Here is an 18,328-nt window from a genome sequence, read left to right on the forward strand (position 1 = left end):
AATAAGGATTACTGATAAAGCCCGAACGATTCGCTCCTAAAAAAAAGCACGTAATTGTACATTTCCAGTGTGAATGGTGTCGCTCGTGTCTGATTTTCGACCTTGATAATTGATGTTGATGTCTAAATATTCGGTGAGGTTTTTTTGCAAAAGCAATCGCCAAGTGCTGTTTTTGCCCGATTGCAAACCTTCAAGCATTTGGAACGCAACAGGCGAAAGTTCGTCGCCGGTGAAGTCATTATTATATAGTGAGAATTCGCCGTTGGCTGTAAATTTTTTGCTACTTGAATAATTAAAGGACAATCCGAAGCGTTGTTGTTTTAAAGTTTCTTGCAAATTGATGGTGTTTTCTTTGTTTTTGAATTCGTAGAAAAGCGACAAACTTTTGTTGTTTGAAAACAGATAAGAGATTTTTGGCTCGATGGTGTAAATGTCTAATTCGAAATTTCTGGTTGCGTAATTATCCGAAATACTTTCCGATTTTGAGCTGGAAGTATCTAAATTGAACAACCAACTTTTCTTTAATAAGTGCGCATATTGCAACTGATTGGAACTCGTGCTGTTTTCTTGCGAACCGATAGAAAGCAGATTTTTGACTTTGCTTTTTAAGAAAGTGTAGGTCAACGAATGCTTTTGTTTACCTCGATTGTAGAACAAACTGTTTCTAAAATTGGTATTTAACCCAAGTAAATTATCCTCACTCGATGAAAACGGATTGAGATTGAAATTGTCTGAATCGCGTTCTATTTTTCGGTCTAATAGAAAGGACGTTTGGTTGTAAAAATAGGATAGGAGTTTGGTGAATCCTTTGTTATTTGTCCATTTTGAGGGATTTAATGTAACCGATTGTGAGAACTTATTTTGATGGGTTTTTACGAAAATTTGGTTGGGTAAAAACACACGAACATACTTGGCTTGATCGGGAAATGGTGCGATTTCAAACTCCTGTAACTCTTGAATTCCGTTGTTGTTGTAGTCGTTCCACATGTAAACGCCCTGACCCGGATTGACTTCTAAGTACGTGAATTCTTGTTGTGCGATGGTTCCAGATGCGGTTTCGTAGGCAGTTGTAGTTTGAATTAACTGGTTGAAAAAGTTGTCGTTATATAACAATCTCGAGTTCAAAGATGGTTCTGCTGGACGCGATGCATCGGTGAAAATTAATCGGCGGTAATTGACAAAAAGTGATAAATTGGTTTTTTGATTCTGAATCAATTTCGACTTTAAATAATAGGAATTGGAAGAGTTTACGCGTTGTAAATTTCCGAATTGCAAACTGTCATTTATTCTATGCAAATAACCAATTTCGGCATATACTTTTGTGCTATCACCTCGACCTAAAAAGGCGCCATATTCTGAAAATCGCTGACTTAAGGCAGTGAATTGATTGCTAACAACTAGTTTTTCTTGGTTGTCTTCGAGATTGAAACTTCCGCCAACCCAATTTTTCTTGAAATGGTATTTGGCTCGAGTTTGATTGCGAAGAAACGTAGTGTTTGAAATGTCTCCAGAACTTTTTAAATAACTGCTGTTTTGTTGGATAGTGACATTTTTATGTTTGAATATTCCTTGAACAATATGGCGAGTTCCCGAAAAGGAATCGGAGAAGTCTAATTTTTCCAACTGGTATTTGGCAGTTCCTTTTTCTTTAAAATCGAAATTTAAACCGGTAATTAACAAACTTTGATTCCCCGAAAACGTAGTTAAATTCCAATCGCGATTGAATTCTATATTGAATAATCGTTCTATTGTTTTGAAATTTTCTTGAACTAATTGGAAGTTTGCGAACGCATCAATCTCGAATTTACCTGAAAACAAGCGTTGTTTGGCATTGATTTTTGTGGCAATTCCTTTGTTGTTATCATCGTCAATTGTGGAATATAAGTTTAAATCGTTGTTGCTTAAACCCAATTCGAAATCGACGAAAGTCTTTTCAGATGGATTGTATTTTCCTAAAATGGTTGCAATCTGAATTTTTGTTGGCGCAATTAAACGTGTAATTGGCTCGTAGTTTCCTTGCGGAACTCCGGCAATTGGAGCGACATATTCATAAATTTTACCGATGGCGTTGTTATTTGCCAATATGTAATTTCCTAAATTGTTTCCAACTAAGGAGAATCGTACATTAAATAAGGTTTCGGTTTGGTCATTGGAATATTCAAAAACTTCGATGCCGCCAATAGTTATTTTACGGTAGAGAATTTTATTTTCTGAATAGGCATCTTCATAAGCTGAAGGCGCATTCATTTGCGTAACATCATCACCAGCATTTTGAAGAATGGCAACTTGTTCTGTTGATAAATTTTGTTGCAAAGGTTGGTTTTTTACATCATTTTCCGAATATAAAAATCCGCCAATAGACCATTTTTCGGTTTCGTGGGTTGCGCCACCATAAGCTACAAATCGGGTGAAGTTTCTATCTGAATATTGGTATTCGATTACGATTCGCATTTCCGAAGTAATTGGAAAAAGCGATGTAAACACAATTTCTCCTGCATTGTAATCGATAATATAGTCGTTGTTTTCTCCACGTTTTAATAAAATTCCGTTTACAAAAACACGTTCTGAACCCGAAATCACTAGCACGTACAACTCACCATTATTGCCACGAAGTTTATACGGACCTTGATTTCCTTCTTGACCTGTGAAATTACTTCGCGCGTATTGACCACGAACAACCGCGCCGGAAGCAAAAACTTCGGTTTTATTTTCTGGAGTTCCAAAGCTGAAACGTGTAGATAAGCCTTGAACTTTTTTATTGAAATTTAAAAACTTAGACTGTCGGTTTTCAAGAAATAAATCGCCTGCTCGAATGTTCCATTTATCGGTGAATAATTCGATAAATATTTGATCAAACTCGTCTAAGGTTTGCGAATATCCTCCATCTTGCAGCGGAATATTGCTGTCTTGAATGGAAGCTCGAAGTGAGATTTTATCTGAAATTTTACCTGTAATTTGCAAATCGAGATTGGAATTTACGGTTGAATTTTGATTGTTTCCAACAGTAATTCCACGTGTGATACTTCCTGAAGTGTTCAATCCGTCGAAGGGTTTGAAGGTTTTGAGATTGTCTCTTTTTACGGAGTATAAATTTCCGGCTTCGTTTGGAACCACTCTATTTTCATCATAAATGGAATAGGTTTTAGTAAGAAATTCGGGAAATTTTAAATATCGAACTGTAAGTGAATCTTGCGAAACATAGTCGTTTTTGAAAATTAATTTTGCAGTTTGAAAATCGACTTTATAATAGGACGAATCGATTTCGTTTCCTTCTGAATTTAGGATTTTGAAAAATGACTTATTGATGCTGACTTTATCGAGTGTAATGGTATCTTTGGAAAAAGTAACTTTTTTGTTTTTGTATGGCGTTTCTATTTCTTGAGCAAAAAGGCTCGAAAAACAGAACAGCAACATCCATAAAAAACTCTTTTTCAACATAAATAGTATAACTCTTAAATGTCAAAAGTAGTATTTATAATTGGAAAAAAATGATGGAATTGTAACGCAATTTTGCCAAGTTGTAGGTAATTTCGATGAGATTCCTTCGGAATGACAAAATTGCGGTAAGTTTTTAGATAGTACTAATTTTTACTCCTTAGTCACAATCTGCAATGTTTCTCTAGAAATTTGTTTCAACAATACTTCTTTGTCTTTCTCTACCATTTCTGATGCTTCTTTTGTGAAGTGGCGAATTGTGTAAAGCGATACATTTTCGTTGTAAGAAACTTTGAATTTCTTTGACAAAATGGTTTTTAATTCGTTAAAATTTCCAAATTTATCTTCGATACAAATAGAAAAACTAATGGCTGTATTTTGAATCAAACTTACTTTGATTTTGTATTTATGTAATAAACCAAAAATTTCACTGATGTTTTCTTCCATGATGAAAGAGAAATCAATTGCAGAAAGCGAAATCAACAATTGGTTTTTCTTGATAATAAAACAAGAAGTTTTTGGATCTAAATCTTCGCCTTTAGAAACCGAAGTTCCTGGTAACAAAGGATTAATAAAGGATTTTACAAAAAGCGGAATTTCTTTTTTCTGTAACGGTTGTAAGGTTTTTGGGTGAATTACAGTGGCGCCATAAAACGCTAATTCGATGGCTTCACGATATGAAATTTGATTTAGAAGAATCGCGTTTTCGAAATATCTTGGATCGGCATTCATCACTCCGGGAACGTCTTTCCAAATCGTTACGCTTTCGGCACTTAAACAATAGGCAAAAATTGCAGCAGTGTAATCCGAACCTTCGCGACCTAAAGTAGTTGTAAAATTATTTTCATCAGAGCCTAAAAATCCTTGAGTAATATTCAGTGTTTTTTTCTTAACTCCTTTTGAAATCAATTTCTGAGTTTGATCCCAATCGACATTTGCATCACGGTAAGTAGCATCGGTTTTGATGAAATTTCTAACGTCTAGCCAGTTGTTTTTTAAACCTTGGTGATTGAAATAATGACTCACAATTGTGGTAGAAACAATCTCTCCAAAACTAATTACTTGGTCGTAAACAAAGTTGTAATTGGGCGATTTATTACTACGTAAAAAATATTCTAAATCGGCGAAATGACTGTTCACGGCAAAGAATACATCATGCTCTTCATCGTCAAAAAGTTCTAATAAAATTTGGTTATGGTATTTTCGAACTTCTTGCAAGGATGCATGAAATTCGTTAGATTTGTCAAAGTAGTTCTTTATAACGATTTCTAAAGCATTCGTAGTTTTTCCCATTGCAGAAATCACTACCAATACATCTTCACTACCTACTTTTTGCAAAACGTCATACACATTTTTTACACCATCGGCATCTTTTACTGATGCGCCACCAAATTTAAAGATTTTCATTATTTGTTAGTATTAAGACTTTAGTATTAAGTATTCTCTACGAAATTATTAATTCCGTTTTCATCCATTTGAGCGACTAACCAATCATTTAGGATTTTTGCACCACTTTTTTCATAAAACTCAATTGCTGGAGTATTCCAGTCGAGTACATTCCATTCAATTCTTCTTACATTGTCACGTTTTCCTTGACGGATAATTTCGCTGTAAAGCGCAAAACCTGCACCAGAACCACGTTTGTCCTCTTGTACAATTAAATCTTCTAGGTGAATTGTTCTTCCTTTCCAGGTAGAATATCGGTAATAATAAAGTGCAGTACCAATAATTTGATTGTCAACTTCTGCTACAAATGTATGAAACAAAGGTGATTCTCCAAAACCGTCACGAAGTAAATCATCAACTGTTATTACAACTGCATTTGGTTCTTTTTCGAAAATTGCTAATTCTTTTATCAGATTTAAAACTGCAGGCATGTCGGTTGGTGTACCTTTTCTTATAATCATAGTATGTAAAGTATTGTCCAAAAATACAAATTCCAAATTCTAACTGCAACATTGGAATTTGGAATTTTTATTATCTGAATTTTAATAATTTTATTTTTTCTTTTTCACCACTTTTTTCTTCACAGGAGCTTTAGTTACAGCTTTATTGTTGATTATTTTTTGAACATAAGGTTTGTATAACCCATCTTTTACAGCTCTTTTTTTAGCATTTTCAGCTCTATCTTTTGGATCAGGATGCGAACTCATCATTTGTGTTAAAAAATCGGCTGAAGTTCCGCCACTTTGAGATGCTAAAAGCGCAAATGCCGATTCTACTGCATTCACATCATAACCATGTTTTTTCATAAAATTATACGAAAAAGTATCAGCTTCTGTTTCTTGTTTTCTGCTGTGTTTGCTATCTATCATCGCGCTTCCTAATTGACCTAATTGGCTGTCAGTAAGTTTAGCAACTTTATCAGATTGAGAAGAAACAGCTCCAATTAAAGCGTCTTTTCTTAAAGCAGCTTTCATGCCGTCTTTAGTATCTTCGTTAGCTACGTGACCAATTTCGTGACCAATTACGGCAAGCAATTGATTGTCGTCCATAATGTCCATTAAACCCGAGTAAACTCTAACACTTCCGTCCGCAGTTGCAAAGGCATTGATATCTTTAGTTAAATAAACTTTGTAGTTTAATGCCAATCCGTTTTCACTTGCGTGTTTACCAAAAATCCTATTTAAACGTAATGTATAACCGTCTTTTGCTCCAGCAACAACATTAGTAGAATCCATTTTTCTAACGGCTTCTTTTGATAATTTTGCCGCATCTTCATTAGAAAATGTAAAACTTGCCACGCCACTTTGTAATGCACCAAGTGCTTTTTCTCCTAAATTTATTTGTGCATTAGAAGTAGAAAATCCAATTATTGACAAACAAAACACTATAGATTTAAACTTTAATTTCATGATTTTAATATTAAATTTAGGGACAAAGATAATGCAACTTAAATTAAAAACTTGTAGTACAAAGTACTCATTTTTTAAGAAAAAATACGATATTTGCACAAATAACTACAACGATTTCGTTAATGGAAACACGCAATACTACTTTAGGTGAATTTATCATTGAAAACCAAAATGCCTTTCAATATTCTTCGGGTGAATTATCAAGAATTATTAACTCCATTCGACTTGCTGCAAAAGTTGTTAATTACAAAGTAAATAAAGCTGGACTAGTTGATATTGTTGGTGCTGCAGGAGAACAAAATATTCAAGGTGAAGACCAACAAAAGCTTGATGTCTATGCTAATGAAGTTTTTATTCAAACCTTGATTAATAGAGAAATTGTTTGCGGAATTGCATCGGAAGAAAACGATGAATTTATTACTGTTGCAGGTTCTGACGAAAATCATAATAATAAGTACGTTGTACTAATGGATCCGTTGGATGGTTCTTCTAATATTGATGTGAATGTTTCTGTAGGAACAATTTTCTCGGTTTTTAGACGTGTTACACCAATTGGAACTCCAGTTCAAAGCGAAGATTTTCTTCAAAAAGGAGTCAATCAAGTTGCTGCTGGTTATGTAATTTATGGAACATCAACTATGTTGGTTTATACAACTGGTCATGGTGTGAATGGTTTTACATTAAATCCAGCTATCGGAACTTTTTATCTTTCACATCCAAACATGCAATTTTCTAAGGATGGAAATATTTATTCTATAAACGAAGGAAATTATGTTCATTTTCCGCAAGGTGTAAAAGATTACATCAAATATTGCCAGTTGGAAGAAGGCGATCGTCCGTATACTTCAAGGTATATTGGAAGTTTAGTTTCTGACATTCATAGAAATATGATTAAAGGCGGAATTTATATTTATCCAACAAGTTCCAAGGCACCGAATGGTAAACTTAGACTTTTATACGAATGCAATCCGATGGCTTTTATTGCAGAACAAGCAGGAGGAAAGGCATCAGATGGATTTACCCGAATTATGGAAATCGAACCAACAGAATTACACCAACGCGTTCCGTTTTTCTGCGGAAGCTACAATATGGTAGAAAAAGCAGAAGAATTTATGAAAGCTGCCAAATAAAAAAAGTCCTGAGTAATATCAGGACTTTTCATTTTTATAGTAAAACATGAAATTATTTATTCATGTGCGTCATTTCGTAAACAAATGTGTCAGAATCTACATTCAACATCAATAAAGATAACGCTTTATCAACAATGAAAGGTACATTTCCTGGAGTAAATCCAAGTGCAAGAGCAAACTTTGTCAAAATTTCTTTTTGTTTTGGCCCAAGTATGTGATCTACATAAACCATTCTAGATAAATCATACAAACGCTCTAAACGTTGTGCATGTAAATAAGGTGGATTGATAGGATATTTTAAAGGATTTTCAAGAATTTCTTCATATTCAGCAGCCGAAATTTCTAATCGTACCGCAAGTTTATCTAAAAATTCTTTTTCTTCTTTGCTCATATCACCATCTGCAATGGCAACACGAACAATAGCCGAAAAATGACCTTTATTTCTACTTTTAAATTCGCTATCAAATAAATCTGAAAATGACATAATTATATTGGTTTTATTCTGCAAAGATAATTTTATTTCTGCAAAAAAGGAAAATGTTTTCGTCGAATTTACGTTATTCTTTTAAACCAAATTCAAAATAAATTGTAAGTTTACAATCCCAAAACTATTTTAAACTATTAAGTTCTACTTTTAAAAACAAAAAACTATGTCTGAATTTTGGATTTATTTCAAAATTGGTCTTAACCATGTTTTAGATATTCACGGTTATGACCATGTATTATTTTTAATTGCATTAACCGTTCCTTACGCCTTTAAAGACTGGAGCAGAATACTAATTTTAGTTACCATTTTTACAATTGGGCACACATTAGCCTTGATGCTTTCTGTTTTTAATATCGTAACAGTTCAAGCCAATATTGTCGAATTTCTTATCCCAATAACGATTCTAATAACAGCATTTTTTAATCTGTTCACAGCCGGAAAATCATCCAAACAAGAAAGTATCACTTTTGTTGGAGCCGTAACTTTATTCTTCGGAATCATCCACGGACTTGGTTTTTCCAACTATTTTAAAGAAATTTTACCAGGAAAACCTACAGATAAACTCGTTCCGTTATTAGAATTTGCTCTTGGCATAGAAGCCGCGCAAATCATCGTTGTATTTGCCGTTTTAGTGCTATCGTTCATCGTGCAAACGCTCTTTAGGTTCAATAAACGCGATTTTACATTAGTTATGTCTGCATTCGTAATTGGCGTAGTAATTCCGTTAATAATCGATAGTCCAATCTGGAAAAGATAATTTTTATAAATTCTTTTTTTAAGGAGCGAATCAGTAGTTATATTTGTAATCCATTTTCCTGCTTTCCGTTACAATCTCGTCCAAAAAGACGAGATTTTCTCTGCAAACGAAGTTCACTGAACTCCGATGAAAATAAAAGCAAAGTGAAGTAATCAGGGCTAGATGATAAACCATTTGAAGAGAGTTCAAAATTTTTAAGAAAATACATTGTGCCTACGCGCCTTTGTAACAAAAACATGAAAGAAAAAAAACAAAATAAATACGATAAAGCTTATTTAAGAATCGCATCCGAATGGAGTAAACTTTCTTATTGCAAACGAAAACAAGTTGGCGCAATAATTGTAAGAGATAGAATGATAATCTCCGATGGTTACAACGGAACGCCATCTGGTTTTGAAAATTGCTGTGAAGATAATGAAGGTTTAACACAATGGTATGTGCTTCATGCCGAGGCAAATGCAATACTAAAAGTAGCGCGTTCTACACAATCATGTGAGAATGCAACTCTTTATATTACACTTTCACCATGCAAAGAATGTAGCAAATTAATTCATCAATCAGGAATAAAACGTGTCGTTTACAAAGAAGGTTATAAAGATATGTCGGGCATTGATTTTTTAATAAAAGCCGGAATCGAAGTAGATAAAATTGAAGATTTAGAATAAATTCCTTTATAAAAATAATAGCATATGTTTAACGTTTTAGCATTAAAAACGTTTGTACTTTTGATTAGTTATTTACACTAATAAATGAAAATAGATAAAGCATATATTCCGTTACTTTTTTTCTCGTGTGTCGCGATAGGAATTGTTATTGGTGGATTACTAAATTTCCCAACATCAACAGCTTCTTTATCTAAAAACGACTATAAATCTAAACTCAATAAACTAATTAATTTTATTGATAATGAATATGTTGACGATGTACAAACCGATTCAATAGTAGATTTAACTGTAACAAATATTTTGGCAAATTTAGATCCACATTCGGTTTATGTTCCGTCATCCGAGCAAGTTGCTGTGGCTGAAAGCATGAAAGGTGACTTCGTTGGAATTGGAGTAAATTTTTATACTTATAATGATACCATTGCAGTAATAAAACCCATCGCAAATGGTCCAGCAGAAAGAGCAGGAATTTTAGAAGGCGATCGAATTTTATATGCAGATAATTTTAAATTATTTGGTAAAGAAATTAAAAACGAAATACTTTACAGCAAATTAAAAGGCGAAAAAGATTCAGAAGTTACACTTACAATCTACAGAAAATCTGAAAAAAGGAGGTTTAAAATAAAAGTAAGACGTGATGTTATTCCGATAAAAAGTGTTGATGTTGCTATCATGTTAAACAAAAATACGGGTTACATTAAAATAAATCGTTTTGCCGAAACTACAGGTCAAGAATTTAGAAAAGCTTTATCTAATCTAAAAATAGAAGGTGTAAATTCACTGATTATTGACTTACGAGAAAACGGTGGCGGATTTATGGAAATGGCTGTAGAAGTAGCCGACGAATTACTAAAAGATAAAGAACTTATTGTCTTCACAAAAAACAAAAAAGGTAATATTGATAAAACATTTGCTACCCAAAAAGGTGATTTCGAAACCGGAAAAGTTGCTATTTTAATCGATGAAAATTCGGCTTCTGCAAGTGAGATTTTAGCAGGAGCAATTCAAGATAACGATAGAGGTTTAGTTTTTGGACGACGCTCTTTTGGGAAAGGATTGGTACAACGCGAAATGAATTTTGACGACGGTTCGGCAGTACGTTTAACCATCGCAAGATATTACACGCCAAGCGGAAGATCAATTCAAAAACCTTACGTGAAAGGCGATTCGGAAGAATATTATCAAGAATCAGAAGATCGTTTTGAAAGTGGAGAGTTATATGAAAAAGATAAAATAAAAATTGCCGATTCGTTAAAATTCAAAACCAAAAAAGGAAGAACTGTTTATGGCGGTGGCGGAATTACACCAGATATTTTCGTTCCACTAGAAGTTGCGCATGGCGAAGAAAGTTTAGAATATATTTTGCAAACAGGTATTGTTGGTCAATTTGTTTTTGAGCAACTAGACAAAAACAGAGATCAGTATAAAGGAATGAGTTTTTTGCATTTCCTAACTAAAATAGACAGTGATTTGTATGTGAATTCATTCGAAAAATTTCTGGCAAAATCAGGTTTAGAAATGAGTTTGACCAAAAACAAAGCTCTTGTAAGTCGCTACATAACAGCAGAATTTTCTCGACAATTATTTGGTGAAGACGAATACTATCAAATTGTTTTGAAAGAAGATAAAATGATAAAAAAAGTTTTAGAAAAACAGTAAATTTATTTTCTAATCGAATCATGAGCTTGACTCGAAATTCCATTATTCCAAAGCGTTAAGATATCTGTTGCAACTGCAGCGCCACTTCCGGCAGCAATTGCAAGCTGACTTCTGTGTCCAGCAAGAGTTCCAATTACATAAATTCCGTCGGTAACTTTGTGGTCATCATTCTTTAATTGAATGCGTTGTTTTTCGGCGATGGCTTTTTTGTGTGGTTCAACAAAGTGCATCAAACCTTCAATGGCAAACATATTCGAAGAGCCAATTCCAACAACAATGTTTTTAGTTTGGTACGAATTTTTATTTGTTACAACAATAAATTTTGGAAATTCACCTTCAATTTTTAGAACTTTCTCTTGTTCAATTTGTGCAACATGAGGATATAAATTGTGAAGTTGTTCAATGCTTTCTGTCAATAACTCTGAACCTAGTTTTCCTGCTGGAATTCCGTATGCATTATTGAATAAAGCGTCTTGAAGCGATGAGGTTTTTTGGTGTGTAATGATTCCGATTTTTTTATCTTGAGCAAATAATTTGTTCTTAGCCGAACCTAAAATCAGTGCACAAGAAACTCCAGAAACACCGCCGCCAATAATTAAAACGTCAAACATTTACTATTGATTTTTTAATTTATCTTCAATTTTTTTAGACATTTTGAAGATCAAAAGAATAAATACTGCACAGAATGCAGCAGCTATTCCAACTAAAGCAACAACGCTTTCACCTTCAAATGGATGATTGTAATCCAATAATGTGAAATTGAAAATAATTAATCCAATAGCTAGGAAAATTAATATGGTAGTGAAAATTTTCATTATAAGTAATTTGAAACAAAAATAGTAAAAATTGGTTTAAACAAACAATCCTTTAACATTAGCTGCAAATAATTTAACAGCAATCGCTAATAGCACAACACCAAAGGTTTTTCTAATTACCCCAAGTCCGTTTTGACCTAACATTTTTTCAATTTTAGAAGACGATTTCAAAACAATGTAAACCAAAATTATATTTAAAATTATGGCAATTATAATATTTACAGCTGCAAATTGTGATCGGAGTGATAGTAACGTAGTCATCGTTCCAGCACCTGCAATTAAAGGAAACGCAAGCGGTACTATCGAAGCCGAACTTGCTTCTTCTTCCTTATAAATTCTAATTCCGAGAATCATTTCTAAAGCAAGAAAAAATAGCACAAACGAACCTGCTACTGCAAATGAGTTTACGTCAATTCCAATCAATTTCAATAATTCTTCTCCTACAAAAAGGAAGACTATCATTATAATTCCAGCAGTAACCGATGCTTTTTCCGATTCAATATGACCGAATTTTTGTCGCAAATCAACCACAATCGGAATAGTTCCAACGATATCAATTACGGCAAAAAGTACCATACTTATTGTAGCTATTTCTTTAATATCCATTCCAAACATAACGCTTTCAAATTTTTTGCAAAGGTATTATATTAAAAAAGGTATAATTCTAAAGAATACGTTAATTTTCAGATAATTAAAGGTTACTATAAAAACATAAAAATCCGTTGTATCTTTGCACTCAATTTTAGTCTTATAAAAAAATGTTTCAGTTAGGAAAAACCATAGTTTCAGAAGATATATTAGAAAAAGATTTCGTTTGCAATCTTTCGGCTTGTCACGGCGCATGTTGTGTTGATGGCGATGCTGGCGCGCCTTTGAGCGAAGAAGAAACTAAAATTCTAGAAGAAATTTATCCTAAAGTAAAACCATTTTTAAGAAAAGAAGGCATTGAAGCCATCGAACGTTTAGGAACTTGGGTGAAAGGAACCGATCAAGATCTTGAAACGCCTTTAATAGACAATAAAGATTGTGCTTACGTAATTTTTGACGGAAAAACCGCACTTTGCGGAATCGAACAAGCCTATAATCAAGGAATTATTTCTTGGAAAAAACCGGTTTCGTGTCATTTATACCCAATTCGTGTAAAAGATTTTACCGAGTTTGCAGCAGTAAATTATGATAAATGGGATATTTGTGACGATGCTTGTTCACTTGGAAAAGAACTTCAAGTGCCTGTTTATAAATTCGTCAAAGAAGCCTTAATTAGAAAATTTGGCGAAGACTGGTATATGGAATTAGAAAAAGTAGCTGAGGACTTAAAAAGTGGGAAGTAATTTATTCTTGATTATTTATTAATTTTTCAATATAAATTCTACTCTTCATTTTTTTAATTTTCATTTCTCGTTGGTAGGCTTCACTTCTGGTATTATATTCTTCGGAATATTTTAATTCCCAATCTTTAGCAGTTTTTGTAAATTTACTTCTACTATTTAAATGATCTTCAAGTCTTTTTTCAATATCTTGACAAGATCCTACATAATATTTATTAAGTGATTTTGAGAATATTATATAAATATAAAACATAATTATAAATAAAAAACACCCAAATTTGAGTGTTTTGTGGAGAATACCGGAGTCGAACCGGTTACCTCTTGCCTGCCAGGCAAGCGCTCTAGCCAAATGAGCTAATCCCCCAAGTTTATTATTGAATTGGTCGCCTTCCCGATTTTTCATCGGGACGCTCTAGCCAAATGAGCTAATCCCCCAATTTTTTTTCAAAAGTACAATTATTATTTAAAAATCTTCAAAAAAATTACTTTGTTTCTACATCGTCTTTTACTCCTTAATTTTTATTAATTTTGCTTAAAATTATATCATGAGTAAAATCAGAATTACAAAGCAGTTTTCATTTGAAACAGGTCATGCACTTTATGGCTACGACGGAAAATGTAAAAATGTTCACGGACACAGTTATAAACTATCGGTAACCGTTATCGGAACGCCAATTACAGACAATTCCAATGTGAAATTCGGAATGGTAATCGATTTTACAGATTTAAAGAAAATTGTCCGCGAAGAAATTGTAGATCTATTCGATCACGCCACGGTTTTCAATAAAAACACACCACATGTAGAGTTGGCTCAAGAATTAAAAAATCGTGGGCATCATGTTATTTTAGTCGATTATCAACCAACTAGCGAAAATATGGTAATTGATTTTGCCAAGAAAATCCAAGATAGATTACCCAACGATATTCAATTACATTCCTTAAAATTGCAAGAAACTGAAAGCTCTTTTGCCGAATGGTATGCTTCTGATAATTAAAATTTTTAGTAGCGAATGGCTCGGGATATTTCAGTAAATGTCTTTCCGGCTTTTGTTACAATACAAGCAGAAAAAGCTTGTATTTTCTCGACAATCCGGGCTATCTATTGATGTGTGTTGAATATTTATAAACTTTTGGGCAATCATTTTTTGAGAAGTATAAATTAAGAATTCCATCCATTTTTGTCATTTTGATCCCGAAGTTTCGGGCGAGAAATCACATAAGTTACTAGCGAAATGCGACTTCTAGTTACTCGAAATGACAAAATATAAAAGTTAGGACAATCAAAAATCTATTTTCTTTACTCTATATTGTATTCTCTTTTTTCTCTCTTCCCAAAAAATCACTATTTTTACCAAATGTCAAACAAAAAAATCTATTTCGCTTCCGACCAACATTTTGGTGCTCCAACTCCAGAAGCTAGTTTTCCGCGTGAGCAAAAATTTGTGGCTTGGCTTGATGAAGTGAAAAAAGATGCCGAAGCCATTTTTCTTCTTGGTGATTTATTCGATTTTTGGTTCGAATATAAAACGGTTGTTCCAAAAGGATTTGTTAGAGTTTTAGGGAAATTAGCCGAAATTAGAGATAGCGGAATTCCAATTTATTTCTTCGTAGGAAACCACGATTTATGGATGAACGATTATTTCGAAAAAGAATTGAATATTCCAGTCTATCACGACAACAAAGAATTCACTTTCAATAATAAAACCTTCTTAATTGGTCATGGCGACGGAAAAGGTCCAGGCGATAAAGGTTATAAACGCATGAAAAAGGTGTTCACCAACCCATTGTCAAAATGGATTTTTCGTTGGTTGCATCCCGATATTGGTGTGAAATTAGCGCAATATCTTTCTGTAAAAAACAAATTAATTTCCGGTGCCGAAGATGTAAAATATTTAGGAGAAGACAATGAATGGTTAGTACAATATTCTAAGCGAAAATTAGAAACTAAGCATTACAATTACTTAGTTTTTGGACACAGACATTTACCTATGATTCTTGAAGTTGGTGAAAATGCGCATTACGTAAATCTCGGTGATTGGATTGGTTATTTTACGTATGGTGTTTTTGATGGAGAGAAATTGGAGTTAAAAACTTATTCCAATTAATCACCATTCTCCAACGCTTCAACGTCTTTTTCTAAATCTAATTTTCTAAAATTAGGTAGCGCAATTGCAGTTGTTGTAACGGTTACTAAAGTCATAATTCCGCCGAAAACTACTGCGTTTACAACGCCCATAAGTTTGGCTGTAACACCACTTTCAAAAGCACCAAGCTCATTAGAAGAACCCACAAAAATAGAATTTACTGACGAAACGCGACCGCGCATGTGATCGGGTGTGTGCAATTGTAAAATGGTATTTCGTATTACAACCGAAACGCCATCAACAATTCCGCTGAGGAATAATGCAAGTACAGATAGCCAAAAATATTCTGATAATCCGAAGACAATCATGCAAATTCCGAAGAGAAATATTGCGGTTAATAATTTTATTCCAGCTTTTTTATTCAACGAAATGTAAGCTGACAAAACCATGGTGATGATTGCTCCAACGGCTGGCGCGGCACGTAAAATACCGAAACCTTCGGAACCAACTTTTAGAATATCTTGTGCAAATATTGGAAGTAAAGCCATCGCGCCACCAAATAAAACGGCAAACATGTCTAAAGATAATGCACCCAAAATGGTTTTATTTTTGAAAACAAATTTGACGCCTTCTTTCAAACTTTGAAATATAGGTTCGCCAATTTTTGGGTTCAAAATAGGTTTTGCTGCAATTTGAGTTAGTAGAATTAACGCCATTAATGAAAATCCAAAAACCAAACACATCGACCAATGAACTCCCATAAAACTGATTGAAAATCCGGCTAAAGCTGGGCCAAACATCGCGCCCATTTGCCACACAGAACTACTCCAAGTAGAAGCATTTGGATATACTTTTTTAGGAACGATTAACGATAAAAGTGAGAAAACGGTTGGACCAATAAACGAACGAACTAATCCGCCAAGGAAAACCAAAGCGTAGATAATATATAAGGTTGTGTTTAAGGAAAGATGCGTAGTTATGGACGGAACGGTAATCAAAAATAATCCTAAACTAACTACCGAAAATCCTAAAATGCATTTTATTAAAAGACTTTTTTTCTCGCTTTGATCTACAATATGACCTGCAAATAACGCCATTGAAACAGCCGGAATAATTTCCATCAAACCAATAATTCCTAATGAAAGCGGATCTTTTGTCAAGCTATAAACTTCCCATTCGATAATTACAAACTGCATTGACCAAGCAAAAACCATTGCAAATCGCATCAATAAAAAGAAATTGAATTCCTTAAATCGTAATGCTGCATACGGATCATTTTTTTTCATAAAACTTATTTAGAAGTCCTTTTGTTAGCGACTGCAAAAGTAAATAAAAATTATGGCATCAATTTTAGATTTAACTTTTCAAATCTTTTAGGCGAAGTTGCACAGTTACATTTCCGTTAAATTCATTTTCATCAATACAATAAACGGCGTCGAATGGTTTTTGATTGCTAACTAAATCTAATTTTTTTCCTAATCCAAAACCAATCGCTCCAAAACCTTCAGAGTTATTCTGTTTTATAAATAATTTCAAATGTTCGTCGTCTTTTCCTAAAGGTTTTGCATAACCAGTGTCTTTTATATTTTTAGACATGAAAGTAGGCGTCATATTTTGCGGACCAAAAGGTTCAAATTGGCTCAATATTCGAATTAATTTCGGATTGATATCGTTAAAATCAATTTCGGTATCAACTGAAATTTCTGGAATTAATAAATCGGGAGGAATGGTTTTTTGAACTTCTGCTTCAAAGGCATTTTTAAAATTTTGATAGTTTTTTTCTTTCAAAGTCATTCCGGCAGCATACATGTGTCCGCCAAATTGTTCTAGATGTTCAGCACAAGCTTCAAGCGCATTATAAACATCAAAATCTTTTACAGAACGCGCCGATGCTGCTAATTTATCGCCACTTTTTGTGAAAACAATCGTTGGTCTATAATAGGTTTCGGTTAATCGTGACGCTACAATTCCGATGACACCTTTGTGCCAACTTTCATGATAAACAACGGTTGTGAATTTCTCCTTTTCGTTATTTTCTTCAATTTGCGAAAGCGCTTCAATTGTTATTTGTTTGTCTAAATCTTTTCGGTCGGCATTGTGTTGCTCAATTTCGGAAGCAAAAATTTCGGCTTGTTCCAGATTGAATTCGGTTAATAAAGCTACTGCTTCGTTTCCGTGTTTTATTCTTCCTGCAGCATTAATTCTTGGTGCAATAATGAAAACAACATCAGTTATCGTAAGTACTTTTTTCTTAACATTTTGAACCAAAGCTTTTATTCCAGGTCTTGGATTAGAGTTTATAACTTCCAATCCGAATTTGGCTAAAACTCGATTTTCACCAGTCATCGGAACAATATCTGCGGCAATAGCTGTGGCAACCAAATCTAAATATTGAATCAAATCGTCTATCGTTTGGTTTCGATTTTCTGCTAAAGCTTGAATTAGTTTGAAACCAACGCCACAACCACAAAGTTCATCATAAGGATAAAAACAATCGGAACGTTTTGGGTCTAAAACTGCAACAGCATTGGGTAATTCGTCGCCTGGACGATGGTGATCACAAATAATAAAATCGATTTTTTTGGCATTTGCGTAAGCGACATGATCAATGGATTTTATTCCACAATCAAGTGCAATAATTAACGAAATTCCGTTGTCGTCGGCGTAGTCAATTCCTTTATAGGAAATTCCGTAACCTTCGTCATATCTATCTGGAATATAAGTAGCAACATTTGGATAAAAACTTTTTAAATACGAGGAAACTAAGGAAACAGCGGTTGTTCCGTCAACATCATAATCGCCAAAAACTAGAATATTTTCTCCGTTTTCAATAGCTTTTTCAATACGAGAAACGGCTTTGTCCATATCTTTCATTAGATACGGATTGTGTAAATCGGATAAACTCGGTCTGAAAAATGTTCGCGCTTGTTCGTAGGTTTCAACACCGCGCTGAATTAATAAAGTTGCAATGGTTTCATCGACTTGAAGTTCGTTTTGTAGTTTTTGAACTTGTTCTTTTTCTGGCTTTGATTTTAATGTCCAACGCATAGTTTAATTACGAATTAAAAATTATGAATTATGATTTTTTGGCTTGTATGCTTTGTAAATGTATG

At 33.7% G+C, this 18,328-nt stretch carries 18 protein-coding genes and 1 tRNA gene; 7 read left to right on the forward strand and 12 right to left on the reverse strand.

The features are described 5' to 3' along the window. Nucleotides 1-36 precede the first annotated feature (36 nt). From LG45_RS05310 to LG45_RS05325, 4 genes are all read right to left on the reverse strand, one after another. Nucleotides 37-3,438 carry a hypothetical protein gene (locus LG45_RS05310; RefSeq protein ID WP_035125062.1) on the reverse strand — a complete coding sequence of 1,134 codons (3,402 nt, stop codon included), beginning with the start codon at nt 3,436-3,438 and terminating at the stop codon, nt 37-39. A 150-nt stretch (nt 3,439-3,588) separates the two neighbouring features. Beyond that, the gene (locus LG45_RS05315) at nt 3,589-4,842 is read right to left on the reverse strand and encodes an aspartate kinase (RefSeq protein WP_035125064.1); all 1,254 of its coding nucleotides are present in this window, start codon (nt 4,840-4,842) and stop codon (nt 3,589-3,591) included. 26 nt (nt 4,843-4,868) lie between these two features. Beyond that, entirely contained in the window at nt 4,869-5,342 is a 474-nt protein-coding gene (locus tag LG45_RS05320) for a GNAT family N-acetyltransferase (protein ID WP_035125077.1), read from the reverse strand. A gap of 90 nt (nt 5,343-5,432) precedes the next feature. After that, nucleotides 5,433-6,290, reverse strand: a complete 858-nt coding sequence (locus tag LG45_RS05325) for a M48 family metalloprotease (RefSeq protein ID WP_035125079.1) — start codon at nt 6,288-6,290, stop codon at nt 5,433-5,435. A gap of 122 nt (nt 6,291-6,412) precedes the next feature. Here LG45_RS05325 and fbp point away from each other — a divergent pair, with 122 nt between their 5' ends. After that, nucleotides 6,413-7,420, forward strand: coding sequence for a class 1 fructose-bisphosphatase (gene fbp, locus LG45_RS05330; RefSeq protein ID WP_035125082.1), 1,008 nt, complete (start codon nt 6,413-6,415; stop codon nt 7,418-7,420). A 52-nt stretch (nt 7,421-7,472) separates the two neighbouring features. Here fbp and LG45_RS05335 read toward each other — a convergent pair whose 3' ends face one another. Further along, nucleotides 7,473-7,904 (reverse strand): tellurite resistance TerB family protein, encoded by a 432-nt coding sequence (locus tag LG45_RS05335; protein WP_035125085.1) that lies wholly within the window; start codon nt 7,902-7,904, stop codon nt 7,473-7,475. A 166-nt stretch (nt 7,905-8,070) separates the two neighbouring features. Here LG45_RS05335 and LG45_RS05340 point away from each other — a divergent pair, with 166 nt between their 5' ends. From LG45_RS05340 to LG45_RS05350, 3 genes are all read left to right on the forward strand, one after another. After that, nucleotides 8,071-8,664 carry a HupE/UreJ family protein gene (locus tag LG45_RS05340; RefSeq protein WP_035125088.1) on the forward strand — a complete coding sequence of 198 codons (594 nt, stop codon included), beginning with the start codon at nt 8,071-8,073 and terminating at the stop codon, nt 8,662-8,664. 236 nt (nt 8,665-8,900) lie between these two features. Then, nucleotides 8,901-9,329 carry a deoxycytidylate deaminase gene (locus LG45_RS05345; protein ID WP_035125090.1) on the forward strand — a complete coding sequence of 143 codons (429 nt, stop codon included), beginning with the start codon at nt 8,901-8,903 and terminating at the stop codon, nt 9,327-9,329. Between the two features lie 84 nt (nt 9,330-9,413). Beyond that, nucleotides 9,414-10,988, forward strand: coding sequence for a S41 family peptidase (locus tag LG45_RS05350; RefSeq protein ID WP_035125093.1), 1,575 nt, complete (start codon nt 9,414-9,416; stop codon nt 10,986-10,988). A gap of 2 nt (nt 10,989-10,990) precedes the next feature. Here the strand turns inward: LG45_RS05350 and LG45_RS05355 are convergent, their stop codons facing one another. Genes LG45_RS05355 through LG45_RS05365 form a run of 3 tightly spaced genes read right to left on the reverse strand, consistent with a single transcriptional unit; the run spans nt 10,991 to nt 12,418 of the window. Further along, nucleotides 10,991-11,599, reverse strand: a complete 609-nt coding sequence (locus tag LG45_RS05355) for an FAD-dependent oxidoreductase (RefSeq protein WP_035125096.1) — start codon at nt 11,597-11,599, stop codon at nt 10,991-10,993. A gap of 3 nt (nt 11,600-11,602) precedes the next feature. Further along, nucleotides 11,603-11,803 carry a hypothetical protein gene (locus LG45_RS05360; RefSeq protein WP_035125099.1) on the reverse strand — a complete coding sequence of 67 codons (201 nt, stop codon included), beginning with the start codon at nt 11,801-11,803 and terminating at the stop codon, nt 11,603-11,605. Between the two features lie 36 nt (nt 11,804-11,839). After that, the gene (locus LG45_RS05365) at nt 11,840-12,418 is read right to left on the reverse strand and encodes a MarC family protein (RefSeq protein ID WP_035125102.1); all 579 of its coding nucleotides are present in this window, start codon (nt 12,416-12,418) and stop codon (nt 11,840-11,842) included. A 143-nt stretch (nt 12,419-12,561) separates the two neighbouring features. On the opposite strand from LG45_RS05365, the gene LG45_RS05370 reads away from it, so the two are divergent. Next, the gene (locus tag LG45_RS05370) at nt 12,562-13,134 is read left to right on the forward strand and encodes a DUF3109 family protein (RefSeq protein ID WP_035125105.1); all 573 of its coding nucleotides are present in this window, start codon (nt 12,562-12,564) and stop codon (nt 13,132-13,134) included. A 1-nt stretch (nt 13,135) separates the two neighbouring features. Here LG45_RS05370 and LG45_RS05375 read toward each other — a convergent pair whose 3' ends face one another. Further along, on the reverse strand, nt 13,136-13,384 hold the full coding sequence (locus LG45_RS05375; protein ID WP_035125108.1) for a GIY-YIG nuclease family protein: 249 nt from the start codon (nt 13,382-13,384) through the stop codon (nt 13,136-13,138). Between the two features lie 37 nt (nt 13,385-13,421). Next, nucleotides 13,422-13,495, reverse strand: a tRNA-Ala gene (locus LG45_RS05380). A gap of 181 nt (nt 13,496-13,676) precedes the next feature. Here LG45_RS05380 and LG45_RS05385 point away from each other — a divergent pair. Both LG45_RS05385 and LG45_RS05390 read left to right on the forward strand, forming a co-directional pair. After that, nucleotides 13,677-14,126 (forward strand): 6-pyruvoyl trahydropterin synthase family protein, encoded by a 450-nt coding sequence (locus LG45_RS05385; protein WP_035125110.1) that lies wholly within the window; start codon nt 13,677-13,679, stop codon nt 14,124-14,126. A 360-nt stretch (nt 14,127-14,486) separates the two neighbouring features. Next, a complete protein-coding gene (locus LG45_RS05390) occupies nt 14,487-15,236 on the forward strand; it encodes a UDP-2,3-diacylglucosamine diphosphatase (RefSeq protein WP_035125113.1) in 750 nt (249 codons plus the stop codon). On the opposite strand, the gene LG45_RS05395 is transcribed toward LG45_RS05390, so the two are convergent. Further along, nucleotides 15,233-16,501: an MFS transporter gene (locus LG45_RS05395; RefSeq protein WP_035125116.1), complete on the reverse strand. Its 1,269-nt coding sequence runs from the start codon at nt 16,499-16,501 to the stop codon at nt 15,233-15,235. The genes LG45_RS05390 and LG45_RS05395 overlap by 4 nt on opposite strands. Nucleotides 16,502-16,571: 70 nt before the next feature. Continuing rightward, complete coding sequence (gene recJ, locus LG45_RS05400) at nt 16,572-18,263, reverse strand: single-stranded-DNA-specific exonuclease RecJ (protein ID WP_035125118.1); 1,692 nt, start codon at nt 18,261-18,263, stop codon at nt 16,572-16,574. Nucleotides 18,264-18,328 lie beyond the last annotated feature (65 nt).

This window comes from Flavobacterium aquatile LMG 4008 = ATCC 11947 (assembly GCF_000757385.1).
Classification (GTDB): domain Bacteria; phylum Bacteroidota; class Bacteroidia; order Flavobacteriales; family Flavobacteriaceae; genus Flavobacterium; species Flavobacterium aquatile.

Coding starts and splice junctions, on each gene's coding strand:
- LG45_RS05310 (WP_035125062.1), bottom strand. CDS start 3,438: ATGTTGAAAAAGAGTTTTTTATGGATGTTGCTGTTCTGTTTTTCGAGC.
- LG45_RS05315 (WP_035125064.1), bottom strand. CDS start 4,842: ATGAAAATCTTTAAATTTGGTGGCGCATCAGTAAAAGATGCCGATGGT.
- LG45_RS05320 (WP_035125077.1), bottom strand. CDS start 5,342: ATGATTATAAGAAAAGGTACACCAACCGACATGCCTGCAGTTTTAAAT.
- LG45_RS05325 (WP_035125079.1), bottom strand. CDS start 6,290: ATGAAATTAAAGTTTAAATCTATAGTGTTTTGTTTGTCAATAATTGGA.
- fbp (WP_035125082.1), top strand. CDS start 6,413: ATGGAAACACGCAATACTACTTTAGGTGAATTTATCATTGAAAACCAA.
- LG45_RS05335 (WP_035125085.1), bottom strand. CDS start 7,904: ATGTCATTTTCAGATTTATTTGATAGCGAATTTAAAAGTAGAAATAAA.
- LG45_RS05340 (WP_035125088.1), top strand. CDS start 8,071: ATGTCTGAATTTTGGATTTATTTCAAAATTGGTCTTAACCATGTTTTA.
- LG45_RS05345 (WP_035125090.1), top strand. CDS start 8,901: ATGAAAGAAAAAAAACAAAATAAATACGATAAAGCTTATTTAAGAATC.
- LG45_RS05350 (WP_035125093.1), top strand. CDS start 9,414: ATGAAAATAGATAAAGCATATATTCCGTTACTTTTTTTCTCGTGTGTC.
- LG45_RS05355 (WP_035125096.1), bottom strand. CDS start 11,599: ATGTTTGACGTTTTAATTATTGGCGGCGGTGTTTCTGGAGTTTCTTGT.
- LG45_RS05360 (WP_035125099.1), bottom strand. CDS start 11,803: ATGAAAATTTTCACTACCATATTAATTTTCCTAGCTATTGGATTAATT.
- LG45_RS05365 (WP_035125102.1), bottom strand. CDS start 12,418: ATGTTTGGAATGGATATTAAAGAAATAGCTACAATAAGTATGGTACTT.
- LG45_RS05370 (WP_035125105.1), top strand. CDS start 12,562: ATGTTTCAGTTAGGAAAAACCATAGTTTCAGAAGATATATTAGAAAAA.
- LG45_RS05375 (WP_035125108.1), bottom strand. CDS start 13,384: ATGTTTTATATTTATATAATATTCTCAAAATCACTTAATAAATATTAT.
- LG45_RS05385 (WP_035125110.1), top strand. CDS start 13,677: ATGAGTAAAATCAGAATTACAAAGCAGTTTTCATTTGAAACAGGTCAT.
- LG45_RS05390 (WP_035125113.1), top strand. CDS start 14,487: ATGTCAAACAAAAAAATCTATTTCGCTTCCGACCAACATTTTGGTGCT.
- LG45_RS05395 (WP_035125116.1), bottom strand. CDS start 16,501: ATGAAAAAAAATGATCCGTATGCAGCATTACGATTTAAGGAATTCAAT.
- recJ (WP_035125118.1), bottom strand. CDS start 18,263: ATGCGTTGGACATTAAAATCAAAGCCAGAAAAAGAACAAGTTCAAAAA.